Origin of the sequence: Providencia vermicola, assembly GCF_020381325.1 — a bacterium.
Taxonomy (GTDB): Bacteria; Pseudomonadota; Gammaproteobacteria; order Enterobacterales; family Enterobacteriaceae; genus Providencia; species Providencia vermicola.
Genome location: NZ_JAGSPI010000003.1, coordinates 94,270 through 107,207 on the forward strand (window position 1 = coordinate 94,270; position 12,938 = coordinate 107,207).

Below are 12,938 nucleotides of genomic sequence, written 5' to 3' on the forward strand. Positions count from 1 at the left end.
CCATATTTAAACCATAATTAGAAACGAACTTGCCCACCAAGCATATAAGTGCGCCCTCTTCCCGTTTCATTATTTCTGCCTCGCTCCTCCATAATTGCACCAGAGTTAGCTCGGTTTAACACATCGGTATAGTTTTTATTTGTTACGTTGTTCACTGTCATCATCAATTTGACGTTTTTACTGATGTCATAATCTGCATATAAATCAATAATTGTCGGTTGTTTTTCATATTTTTCTGTCATGGCATCGCCATTTTGGTCACCATCAGGAATAGGGCTGATACGCTTAGAGGGGCCTGTCCATGTAATGGTTGATCCAAGTGTTAGCTTCTCATCAAATAACCGTACGCCTGAATCCAACGTGACATAGTATTCTGGTAATTGCGTAAAGTCCCCTGCACTAAATACCGATGTACTATTGATAGAAACAGGCTGTTTTCCTGACTCTTTTGTATAAGAAATCATGGAATAAAATACACCTGCGTCATAGTTAGCTTGTAGCTCATATCCACGTAAATTCACGTCTCTAGGGTCATTAACATACATATCTGCACGTTGAAATATATCAGGATTTTCTTTATCCCAAACATCATCATTAATCAAGCACCAGTCAAACTCTTCTTGTGAGGTTGCTCTACATAGCATAAAAGATTTGCTTGTAATGTAATCTTTAACCTGAGTATGGAACCACAATGCTTTTAGGTTAAACTGGTCACCTTCCATGACTAAATCAGGCTTAAAGCTATTAAACCCAACTTGCCATGTTTTCGCTTTTTCGCCTTTTAAGAATGGATTCATGCTTTGTCCCCCATTTTGAGAGAAAAAAACCTCTTGTGAATTAGGGGCTCGCATTGAGTGCGCATAGCTCACGAAAGGTTGAAACTCAGGGATAATTTGTGCAGATAACAAAATACCTGGGTTAAGACCACTGTCACGTATATTCAACGTGCTGGCTTCTTGTGGAAAGCATTTTTCGGTTGCATCACACGCTGGTTTATAACCTTTAACTTTATAGTTCATATAATTAAGGTCAAATATCGCCGTATAAATATCATACTTTGCTTCTAGCTGAGTATATGCACTCGCGATATCTTGCGTACCACTCGGTGAAAATGGGTTATAAATCTGAGTGTTTGGGTCTTCAACGGGTTGAGATGTCTTTTGGTATTTGGTTTTCATCAATTTAGAACCAACCTGCCACTGAAAATCCATATCTCCATAAGAAAAATGGCTGGTATTTGATAGATTAATGCTATCGGATTTATTTTCAGAGACGGCATCTCTAAAAGCCCCACCCACAGGATCACCTTGGAATTTCTGTTTATTATTTCCATGGCTTGCCAAAACTTCTACGTCAATTAATTCGTTTAATGGCGTGTATTTATATTTGACATAGTAATCTTCACTATCAATCTTTCTGCTCGTTAATTTATTTTGTAAAAAACGCCCACTAAATTCTAATTCATGACTATCACTGGGTTTATATTTTAATTTAGCTAATTGAGATTGTGGTTTTTGTTTGAATGAGGGATCTGTTGCAAATTCATCGCTATCAAATCCATCCCCATTTTTATAACTTCCAGGAATGTTATGACCACTAACCGCAATTAAACCGCCAAAGTATCCATCGCTATCATTTAATAATGTTTTCCCTGCAACAGAAACCATGCCGTTATAACCAAGGCCGTTATCTCCCCAACTTGCTTTACTACGTAGCCCATATAAATTATCTTTAAAAATAACATCATCAATACTAATAGTACGAAAGTTAGCACTTCCCGCTAGTGCATTGATACTATTACTGCCATTGAGCTGCCCTTTTTCCACTTCTACAGCAACAATAAAATTAGGGTCAATTAATGAGCCAAAATCATTATTGGGTTGCATTCCGTGGGTATATTTACTTGGAGAAATACCATAATAGCTTTGCGTCACGCCATCAACCATCATATTAACGCGCCCAAAACCACTCAGGCCACGAATGTTCACATTGATAGTGCCTTGGCTGCCATCCATTTGGGTGTACGTCCCTGGCATAGTACGGATAATTTTATCCATACCTTGTAACTTATTTTCAGTTCCAACAGCACTGTAAGCACCTGGTTTTTCCAGTGCTTTAACCAAAGGCGTTTGTTTTTGCGCGCCTGAGACTTTTAATTGGCTAAATTTAACAACCTTTTCTTTGCCTTGATTTTCTTGCTGTGTATTTTCAGCGAAAGCAATACCCTGAACGCCAGTAAAAACCATACTCGCACTCAATATTATTATTTTATTTTTCATTTAAACCATTCCTGTAAACGCAATATTTCTATTCACGCCCACAGTGCATTCCAATATAAAAAAGATAAATTCAATTCCCATAATTGAATTATCAAAAAATGTTTCCCCCTAAATACATTCATACATTTAGGGGGTTATTATTAGATTGAATAAATTATTTTAAATAAGGAAAGTATTTAGCTTTATCTTCTAGCATTAAAAGAAAACTGTAATCCAGAGCTATATCATCAAGTGCATTAAAACGCCCAGATTTACCGCCGTGCCCTGCGTTCATGTTAGTTTCTAATAATAATAAAGAATTGCCTTGTTTCATGTCGCGTAATTTTGCCACCCATTTAGCGGGTTCCCAATATTGAACTTGAGAATCATGCAGGCCTGTAGTGACCAACATATGTGGATAACGCTGTGCTTTAATATTATCATAAGGACTATAGGATTTTATGCGCCAATAAGCCTCTTCATTTTCAGGGTTGCCCCACTCATCATATTCCCCCGTGGTTAATGGAATAGAAGGATCAAGCATTGTCGTCACAACATCCACAAAAGGAACCGCAGAAACTACCCCTTCATATAACTCAGGTGCCATATTCACAATCGCCCCCATTAATAAGCCACCTGCGCTGCCCCCCATCGCATAAATATGCCCTTTTTTTCCATAGCCTTGGTCAATAAGCGCATTGGTTGCATCGATAAAGTCAGTGAAGGTATTCATCTTATGAATGGTCTTTCCTTGCAAATACCATTTTTTACCCAGTTCACCACCACCACGAATATGTGCGATAGCATAGACAAAACCGCGATCTAACAGAGACAATCTTGATGAACTAAATGAAGGGTCTAAACCATAACCATACGCGCCGTAGCCATAAATAAGTAATGGATTTTTACCCTGTTTAAAGAGGTCTTTACGATAAACCAGTGAAACAGGGACTTTTACACCATCATTAGCCGTTATCCATAAACGTTCACTTTGGTAATTTGCCTTATCAAAATTTTTTATATCCTCTTGTTTTAACAACTGTTTTTCTTGCGTTTGCATATTAATTTCATACACAGAAGACGGTGTAGTCATCGATGAATAGCCATAACGCAATTTGTTCGTATTGGGTTCTGGATTATTTGATATCCATGCCATATACGCAGGGTCGTCAAACGTTACATAGTTTTCTTGCTGAGTTTGCCAATCAATTTGGCGAATATTCACCAAACCATTCGCCCGCTCTTCAAGCACTAACCAGTTATTAAAGAGTTCAAATCCTTCTAAATCAACATCATCGCGAGGAGCAATCAACGTCGACCACGCCGAAAAATCATCGTGTTTTTCTGCGCTGTTATTGGTGTACAAACCAAATAATGGGTTTTGATGGTTTGAACGAATATAGAATTTCCCATTAAAATGATCAGGATAGTATTCCACACCCGTTTGACGCGGTTTAAAGGTTTCAATCGCTTTATCAGGGTGGTTAGCATCGATAAACTGGTATTCTGATGTCTCAGTACTGGTAATGCCAATAAAAATAATATCTTTCGAGGTCGATTTGCTGAGGCTCACGTAAAACGTATCATCGTTTTCTTCATACAACAGTTTGTCTTGCGCTTGCTTTGTACCTAGCTGATGGCTAACCACTTGATACGGTAATAACGTTTGCTTGTCTTTATTCACATAGAATAAAGTTTGGTTATCATTCGCCCAAACAATATTGCCTGATGTATTCATCAACACATCATTTTGCCACTGATTTTCATTAATTTTACGAAATGAAACAGCGAATTCATTGCGCCCTTGTCTATCCTCTGCAATTGCCATTATCGTGTTATCGGGTGAAATTGTTAACGCCCCCATACGATAATATTCTGTACCTTCCGCACGTTGGTTACCATCGACTAAAACAGTCCATTCACCTTGGCTATTTACAGGACGTCTTTCATAAATTGCATAGTTTTTTCCAGCAACAACTCGAGTGCGATAAGTATAGCCATTAAAATCGTACGGAACTGACTCGTCATCTTGTTTCATACGTGAGAATAACTCGTCATAAATCTCTTTTTTTAATGACTCACCTGATTTAAGCTCTTGCTGTGTATAGGCATTTTCTTGGGTGAGATAGTCAATGACCTCTGGCGCTTTACGCTCGTCATCCCTTAACCAATAATAGTTATCGACACGGGTATCACCGTGGATTGTCATCGTATGAGGCTGCTTTTTGGCCATCGGTGCTGTCATTCGTTCCTCCGCAAACACTGCGCTTGTCTGTAATCCCAATAATGCAATAAGACAAAATTTAACGGCTCTTGATAAGCCTGACAATCTATTTAAGTGCGTTCGCATTTTTTACCCTGATTATTTATTTTCAATTGTAAAATCAATCGGCAATTCTACCGTCACTTTGCCTTGAGTTAACATACCAGCAGGAGGTGCAGGCAAGGGCTCAGCTCGCGTGAGTACCCGCTGTGCTTCTCTATCTAATGAGTTTGTACCTGAGCTTCTGACTAATGCACTATTCACAATATACCCCTGCGCATCTACCTCAAATTTGATTATTGGCTTTCCAATACGATTACGCCGTTTGGCATCCTCCGGATAACGCTTAAATTTATTGAGTTGCCCAAGGACTAGCGCTTCCCATTGGCGCTGTTCATCATCTGATTGAGCATGGCTGTTAAATGTGGCCGCAACGCGATCTGTTTGTTGTTTTGCTGCCGCATCGCTTGTCACAGGAGCCGCACTGGCTTTTGAGTTATCACTTTCCAACTCGCTAATTCGCTTATTTTTCACGTCGTTACGTTCTTTTTTAGGCGCTGGCTCAGTTTTCTTTTTTTCCACCTTTGTCACCAACACTTCAGCCTCTTCGTTAATCGGCACTGAAGGGGTGACAACATCATCCATAACCGCTTCTTGTGCTTGGCTTGCCATCGCGAGCTCTTGAGTTTCACCGATATTAGTTTCAGTTAACTGTTTAGCTTGTGATTCAATGGAAATTTCCATAACCACTGAAGGTGGCGGTAATAAATGTTGCCAGTCATTTTCCGTAATTTTAAAAAAAAGGAGAATAACCGCAACATGCAGAATAACAGCCAAAGCAAAAGCGCCACTGGTTTTCGTCGTTCTACCGTATTCTAAAGTGATCGTCGACATTTTAATCTTTCATGTAACAACAAAGGACGCAAATGATAATCAATAACAAATGCAAATGAAAACTATTTATTACAAATAGTGCTAATTCATTCACATTATTAATATTTATTTAGCTTAATTAGCCTGACTATTAATCACTTGTTGGCGTATACCAGACGTAATCAGCATGCAAATTATCAATCTCACTACCTTTTTCAGAGATAATTAACACCTTTAATTCCGTTTCTGGTGATAAATCTTGTAAGTGAAGAGGCACGCCAATCGCGCGAGTTGCATGATATCCACCTGCAAACAGTAATGCAGGTTGTGGTGCGTTAATTAAAGCGTTAGCCATTGCGCGGTCGCGCATTTGTTGGATAACCGTCATTTTAGCGACCTGTTCTGCCGTCAATTCGCCACCGTGGGAAGACTCAATCGTTTTACTGATAATCTCTTGTACGACGGGTTGAGTTGAGTGCCCTCCCGTCAATTTAGGCGGATTTGCATAAGCCTTTGTAATAACATCTTTATCCAAGTTTGCTGCCAACACAGGATAAGGCTGCGCTAAAACATGTTTAATCAGGTCGCCGTATTGATCCCATGGCCAGCCCGTATTCCATTTGATCGCCGTTTGTAACCGCTCACCACGAATATAAGCATTTCCCTGTAATTCCGCTTTTGCTCTATTGAATTCTTTTTGCTGCGATGGTGTCATCATCTCTAATAAAACCGCACCTTGCGGCCTAACCTGCTGCATTTCTTGGACTAACCACTGCTCGATTTGATGGTGATAACGGTTGTCATGCTTTTCGCCTACAATCACATGGGAAGATTGGGCGAGTTGCTGTATCAGTTGTTCTGGTGTAATTGATTTCCCTGTGGATAAATCAATCAATTGATTTTTTTCTACGAGTTTATGATCGAGTTGAAGTGTTTTTTGCGGGGATTTCTGAACACACCCCATCAGTAGCACTAGGCCTGCCAGTAATGCGATTGTTTTTCCAATAAAGCGTTTTGATATCATTATTTTATTTTCCATTATGCAGATGAAGCACACAAAATACAGATAATGATAATCATTTTCAATTAAAAAAGGGCCTCATATAAATACGAGAGCCCTTTTATGCTTAATTTAAATACAAACTGACTGCCATATTAGAGTGGGTTAGTTTGTGCTTCAACAACCGCCAACGCCACCATGTTCACGATACGACGAACAGAGGCAATTGGTGTTAAAATATGCACAGGCTTCGCAACCCCCATTAATACAGGCCCAACAGTCACGCCATCAGAACTGGTTACACGCAGCAAGTTATAACTAATACGTGCGGCTTCCATCGTAGGCATAATTAATAAGTTAGCGGACCCTTTTAATGGGCTATCTGGCATCACATCTTTACGGATAGATTCGACCAATGCCGCATCTGCATGCATTTCACCATCAATTTCAAGGTGCGGATCACGCGCTTTGATCATCGCTAAGGTATCACGCATTTTTTGTGCAGAAGAACAATCGGAAGAACCAAAACTTGAGCGTGATAATAAAGCCACTTTTGGCTCAATACCAAAGCGACGTACCGTATCTGCGGCCATCAAGGTAATTTCGGTTAACTCTTCTGGGGTTGGGTCTTCATTGACGTAAGTATCGGCAATAAAAGTGTTACCTGTTGGCAGCAATAAGGCGTTCATTGCACCTGCCGTATGGACGCCTTCGCGGAAACCAAATAGATCTTTTACCACTTCATAGTGTTCGCCATAACTACCTACTGTACCGCAAATCATACCGTCAGCTTCACCACGTAACACCATGATACCGCCAATTAGCGTTGGGTTATTGATCACGGCACGGCGAGCCATTTCTTGGGAAACCCCACGACGCTTCATGATTTGGTAATATTCTTGCCAGTATTCTTTATAGCGCGGGTCATTTTCATTGTTGACCACTTCAAAATCTTTACCTAATTCAATATGTAGGCCCAGTTTTTGAATACGCATTTCAATAACACTTGGGCGACCCACTAAAATTGGGAATGCCAAACCTAATGAAACCAGCTCCTGCGTTGCATGCAATACGCGCTCTTCTTCCCCTTCCGCTAAAACAATGCGTTTTTTCGCTGTTTTCGCTTGAGAGAAAATCGGTTTCATAAATAAATTTGTTTTATAAACAAATTGGTTTAATTTTTCGATGTAGGCATCAAAATCCGCAATTGGGCGAGTTGCCACACCAGAATCCATCGCAGCTTTCGCCACCGCGGGAGCAATCTTAACAATCAGACGTGGGTCAAATGGTTTTGGAATGATGTATTCTGGGCCAAAGAACAGGTCTTGATTGCCATACGCGGAAGCAACTTCTTCACTTTGTTCTGCAAGAGCCAAATCGGCGATAGCATAAACACAAGCCAGTTTCATTTCTTCGTTAATAGTCGTTGCCCCGACGTCCAGCGCACCGCGGAAAATGAATGGGAAACATAATACGTTATTAACTTGATTTGGATAATCAGAGCGGCCTGTACAGATGATGGCATCTGGGCGAACTTCTTTCGCTAGTGGTGGTAAAATTTCAGGTTCTGGGTTCGCTAGCGCTAAAATGAGAGGGTCTTTCGCCATCGTTTTCACCATTTCTGGTGTTAATAAGCGTGGACCTGAACAGCCTAAGAAAATATCAGCATCTGGAATAGCGTCTGCTAAAGTACGTTGGCCGTTATCTTCAATTGCATAAGCGGCTTTCGTAACATCCATGCGTTCATCACGGCCTTTATAAATCACACCTTTTGAATCACAAACCGTGATATTTTCACGTTTAAGGCCTAATGCAACCAACAGATTCATACATGCGATTGATGCAGCACCTGCACCCGAAACCACTAAGCGAACATCGCCAATCTCTTTTTTCACAATACGCAGGCCGTTAATTACCGCTGCTGTACAGATAATCGCCGTACCGTGTTGGTCATCGTGGAACACAGGAATTTTCATGCGCTCACGTAATTTTTGCTCAATATAAAAGCACTCTGGCGCTTTGATATCTTCTAAGTTGATACCACCAAAGGTCGGTTCAAGTGAGGCAATAATATCAACCAATTTATCAGGATCAGTTTCATCGACTTCAATATCAAAGACATCAACGCCAGAAAACTTTTTGAATAGAACCCCTTTCCCTTCCATAACAGGCTTACCCGCTAAGGCGCCAATATTCCCTAAGCCAAGAACAGCTGTTCCGTTTGATACCACTCCCACCAAATTACCTTTCGCTGTATAACGATAGGCTTTTAGTGGATCATCAGCAATTTCAAGACATGGCACAGCAACGCCAGGAGAATACGCTAAGGCAAGGTCACGCTGGGTCGTTAAAGGTTTTGTAGGGGTAACCGTGATTTTCCCTGGATGTGGAAACTCATGAAAATCAAGAGCACTTTGTTTTAATTTGTCATCCATCGTCAAGTCCTTTCAAAATAGGTAAGGTAAGAGCGATAACAGTATAAACACATCTCGCTAGCAAATCATGATCATGCTGGCAATTTCCAGAAAAATCTTTTGATAAGCAGGAATTTGCAACAGTAGGATGGATAAAACATCTGTATTTAAACGTATCATTTAGCCTTTTTTCTCAGACTACATGGTGGAGGTAATCTCTAGCCTATTTAATTAAATAATAAATATATTATTAATATAATAATTATACATTAATAATGTATATGTCATTTAATTTTTTACTTAGTTAATATATTAATTATATACTAACTAATCCCACCCTTATCATTCATTAAGTATCATTTAAATTATTCAAATTACCGATATTAATTTTCCAAATTTAATGTATTATCAAAAATCAGTAAAAGTTATCTTAATTTCATATTTAAATTGCGCTTTACATATTTTATTTCAGCAATGTCAAATAATATTACACATATTAAACCCATAGCCATTGGCATATTAAATAATAAACATGGTTATATTAACGTCAAAATAGTGATTATTTCTATCACTCCAGTCCAAATAGTTCGTAACGTTTCAGACATAACAAAGGAACCCTCTATGTCTAATTACACAGTAATGATTGTTGATGAGCACCCTATTATACGCTTTGGATTGCGTCAGCTCATCAATACCGATGAACACTTCGTTGTCATGGCAGAAAGCTGTAATTGTACCGAAGCCTTAAGTATTGCAACACATCTACAGCCCGATCTTATCGTGATAGATACCAATATGCATGGCAATAAAACCTTTGAAACCATTCGGATGCTCCGAAAACAATGCTTAAATAGCTATCTATTAGTTTTATCAGCATCTACAATTAAAACCGATATATATGGTGCTATTGATGCAGGGGCCCAAGGCTATTTATTAAAAAGTAGTGAGCTTGATATGCTATATTACAGCATGAAAAAAGCTTCTGCGGGGCAACATGTATTCAGTGAAAAAATTTACCAACATTTAATGACTCGCCATCAATCTAATGACCCACTATCTACATTAACACGCAGGGAATGTGAAATTCTGCATGAGCTTGCCGCGGGGTTAAAAAACAGAGAAATTTCAAAGTTACTTTTTATTTCTGAAGAAACCGTTAAAGTACACATTCGAAATATTCTAAAAAAACTGCGCGTGCGCTCTCGACTTGAAGCCAGCTTAATTTATATGCGTTCAAAATAACCAATATGAGTTATTTAACTACTCATTTATATAATAAGTATTAGTTATAATGGTTATATAAGACATTCATTATAATCAACGTAATAAATACCTACTTTTATTTATATTGTTGGGGGTAGACCCATAATGCATTTTCCCGCATTATGTAAGATAAATCATTTGCTTTAGAGGAAAACTGTATGTCTAAAACCCCTTCTTCTCCTTATATCATGTACGGAATTAAAAACTGTGACACCATCAAAAAAGCACGTCGCTACTTAGAAGACAACGGGGTCGACTATCAATTCCATGATTATCGGGTTGATGGCCTAGACGATGCCTTACTTTCTGTATTTATGGAACATATTGATTGGGAGGTTTTAGTCAATAAACGGGGGACAACATGGCGTAAACTCAGCGACGAGCAAAAAAATGCGGTGGTTGACGCAACAAGTGCCAAACAAGCATTACTTGCTGAGCCAGCAATGATTAAACGTCCTGTTTTAGTTTCAGCAGATAATCGCTATCTGGTCGGTTTTAGTGCCGATGAGTACCAAACTTTTACTCAGTAGTTAGGTGGTATAAATGGATTGTCCTGTTATTCAATTAGCAAAAGAGCTTATTTCACGCCCCTCGATTAGCCCTGATGACCAAGGCTGCCAAGCATTACTTACCGAAAGGCTACAAAAAATTGGTTTTACCGTTGAACCAATGCCCTTTGGTCATACACTCAATTTTTGGGCTCACCGCGGTACAGGAACAACACTCGCGTTTGCAGGTCACACAGATGTTGTTCCCGCAGGAAATAGCGAAAACTGGCAAACGCCACCATTCACTCCAACAATTATCAACCAACACCTATATGGTCGTGGCGCAGCAGATATGAAAGGTTCTGTTGCCGCTATGATTGTAGCTGCTGAGCGTTTTGTCGAAAAACACCCGACTCACCAAGGTCGTTTAGCCTTTTTGATTACCTCTGACGAAGAAGCTGACGCCCATGATGGCACTGTCAAGGTTGTTGAGGCGCTGATCCAACGTAACGAAACCGTGGATTACTGCTTGGTGGGTGAACCCTCAAGCCAATCAACGCTAGGCGACATCATCAAAAATGGCCGCCGTGGTTCTATTACCGCTGATTTAACTATCCTTGGCACGCAAGGTCACGTTGCTTATCCACACCTCGCCGATAACCCTGTCCATCGTGCAGCAGCCTTTTTACAAGCGCTAACGACAACAACATGGGATAACGGTAATGCATTTTTCCCTGCAACTACCCTGCAAATTGCCAATATTCATGCGGGTACAGGGGCAAGTAATGTCATTCCTGGTGAGTTATTTATTCAATTTAACTTCCGTTTTAGTACAGAGCTAACAGATGCCGTGATTCGTGACAGGGTCACAGAAATGCTTTCGCACTACGGACTAGAATATAAAATTGAATGGTCGTTATCTGGTCAGCCATTTTTAACAGATAGTGGCAAATTAGTTTCAGCAACCTTACAAGCAATCCAAGAATTAACAGGCCGTACTGCGGAATTGTCCACCAGCGGAGGCACCTCTGATGGTCGATTTATCGCACAAATGGGGACACAAGTCATAGAGTTGGGGCCTTTAAATGCAACCATCCATAAGGTTGATGAATGCGTTAGTGTCGATGACCTACAGCAGCTGGCTTTGATTTATGAACGGATAATGGAGTTGCTCCTTCTATGATCACCATTGAAATGCTAACAGGCCGCTCAACGGATCACTTGGTCACACTGGGTGGTCCTCATCGCTTGCAATTTAATGCAACCAAAGCCTTTCTTGCAATGCAGCAAGCCGCAGCAAAAGCAGGCTTTAAATTACAATCAGCCAGTGCGTTTCGTGATTTTTCACGGCAACAACTCATATGGAATGAGAAGTTTTCAGGTAAACGCCCTGTGCTGGATGCCAACAGCCAGCCTCTGGATATTACCCGACTTTCTGAAGGTGAACTTTGTGAGGCTATTTTGCACTGGTCTGCACTACCTGGTGCAAGCCGTCACCATTGGGGAACTGAGATTGATGTTTATGACCCCTTACGCATTCCTGCAGGGCAAACGTTGCAATTAGAGCCTTGGGAGTACGACGCAGGTGGTTACCTTGCACCGCTAAATGATTGGTTGTCAAGCAATATGGCCACCTTTGATTTTTACCGTCCTTTCACTGCAAAGGATTCAGGTGTTGCCTATGAACCTTGGCATATTAGCTATTGGCCGCTTTCACACGAAGCGGAACAATTGTTAACACCCGAGGTCATCAAAGATGTTTTGGAAAAAGAAGATATTCTTGGGAAGAATTGGTTAATCAATAATCTAGACTATATTTTTAACCACTATATTAAAATTCCAGAGTAACGTTTAGCCCTTCTTTTTAATTCAATCCCATAAGCTAGATATTAACTTATGGGGTTGTTTTATCACGTGTTGGTATGGCCTCGTCAACGACAGGTAGCCGATACATAAAATAAAGCAGCCAACAGAGTAGTCCAAACAAGCCTATTTTCAACCACAAATAGCTCACAACCCAAATCGATAACGAAAAAGTGAGTACGATCAAGATAATCGCTTTAGGTTTAGCACCTTTAGGCAGTCCTCTATGTTTCTGCCAATGACGTAAATAGCCACCAAACCAAGAGCGATACAATAACCACTGATGAAAACGCGGTGAGGAGCGTGAAAAACACCATGCTGCTAATAATAAAAATGGCGTTGTCGGTAAAACAGGCAATACTACGCCTGCAAATGCAAGCGCCACCGCCAGCCAACCCAAAATAATAAGAAGGATTTTTTTCAAATTTGCCTGCGCTCCCTTGCAAACTCATGTAAACGTAAAAACCCTGATAAATATGTGGTAACTCACAGTAATATCAATGATATACTGTAATC

General features: G+C 40.1%; 10 protein-coding genes. 4 read left to right on the plus strand and 6 right to left on the minus strand.

Annotated features, from left to right (window positions below; genetic code table 11):
* Positions 1-17 precede the first annotated feature (17 nt).
* The 5 genes from KDJ85_RS05205 to maeB all read right to left on the minus strand — a co-directional run bounded on the left by KDJ85_RS05205 (position 18) and on the right by maeB (position 8,829).
* A complete protein-coding gene (locus KDJ85_RS05205) occupies positions 18-2,279 on the minus strand; it encodes a TonB-dependent receptor domain-containing protein (protein WP_225818754.1) in 2,262 nt (753 codons plus the stop codon).
* Positions 2,280-2,433: 154 nt separating this feature from the next.
* A complete protein-coding gene (locus KDJ85_RS05210; protein ID WP_420851544.1) occupies positions 2,434-4,608 on the minus strand; it encodes a S9 family peptidase in 2,175 nt (724 codons plus the stop codon).
* Positions 4,609-4,620: 12 nt separating this feature from the next.
* Positions 4,621-5,415, minus strand: a complete 795-nt coding sequence (locus KDJ85_RS05215) for an energy transducer TonB (RefSeq protein ID WP_225818755.1) — start codon at positions 5,413-5,415, stop codon at positions 4,621-4,623.
* A 130-nt stretch (positions 5,416-5,545) separates the two neighbouring features.
* Positions 5,546-6,418: a ChaN family lipoprotein gene (locus KDJ85_RS05220; protein WP_225818756.1), complete on the minus strand. Its 873-nt coding sequence runs from the start codon at positions 6,416-6,418 to the stop codon at positions 5,546-5,548.
* A 131-nt stretch (positions 6,419-6,549) separates the two neighbouring features.
* Complete coding sequence (gene maeB / locus KDJ85_RS05225) at positions 6,550-8,829, minus strand: NADP-dependent oxaloacetate-decarboxylating malate dehydrogenase (RefSeq protein ID WP_225818757.1); 2,280 nt, start codon at positions 8,827-8,829, stop codon at positions 6,550-6,552.
* Positions 8,830-9,429: 600 nt separating this feature from the next.
* Between maeB and KDJ85_RS05230 the strand changes: the two genes are divergently transcribed.
* The 4 genes from KDJ85_RS05230 to KDJ85_RS05245 all read left to right on the plus strand — a co-directional run bounded on the left by KDJ85_RS05230 (position 9,430) and on the right by KDJ85_RS05245 (position 12,407).
* A complete protein-coding gene (locus KDJ85_RS05230; RefSeq protein WP_225818758.1) occupies positions 9,430-10,050 on the plus strand; it encodes a LuxR C-terminal-related transcriptional regulator in 621 nt (206 codons plus the stop codon).
* Positions 10,051-10,229: 179 nt separating this feature from the next.
* Positions 10,230-10,601: an ArsC family reductase gene (locus tag KDJ85_RS05235; protein WP_225818759.1), complete on the plus strand. Its 372-nt coding sequence runs from the start codon at positions 10,230-10,232 to the stop codon at positions 10,599-10,601.
* A gap of 13 nt (positions 10,602-10,614) precedes the next feature.
* Positions 10,615-11,742: a succinyl-diaminopimelate desuccinylase gene (dapE, locus tag KDJ85_RS05240; protein WP_225818760.1), complete on the plus strand. Its 1,128-nt coding sequence runs from the start codon at positions 10,615-10,617 to the stop codon at positions 11,740-11,742.
* The gene (locus KDJ85_RS05245) at positions 11,739-12,407 is read left to right on the plus strand and encodes a M15 family metallopeptidase (protein ID WP_225818761.1); all 669 of its coding nucleotides are present in this window, start codon (positions 11,739-11,741) and stop codon (positions 12,405-12,407) included. Before dapE ends, KDJ85_RS05245 begins: the two co-directional genes overlap by 4 nt.
* Positions 12,408-12,453: 46 nt before the next feature.
* On the opposite strand, the gene KDJ85_RS05250 is transcribed toward KDJ85_RS05245, so the two are convergent.
* The gene (locus KDJ85_RS05250) at positions 12,454-12,846 is read right to left on the minus strand and encodes a DUF454 family protein (RefSeq protein WP_225818762.1); all 393 of its coding nucleotides are present in this window, start codon (positions 12,844-12,846) and stop codon (positions 12,454-12,456) included.
* Between the last annotated feature and the right edge of the window lie 92 nt (positions 12,847-12,938).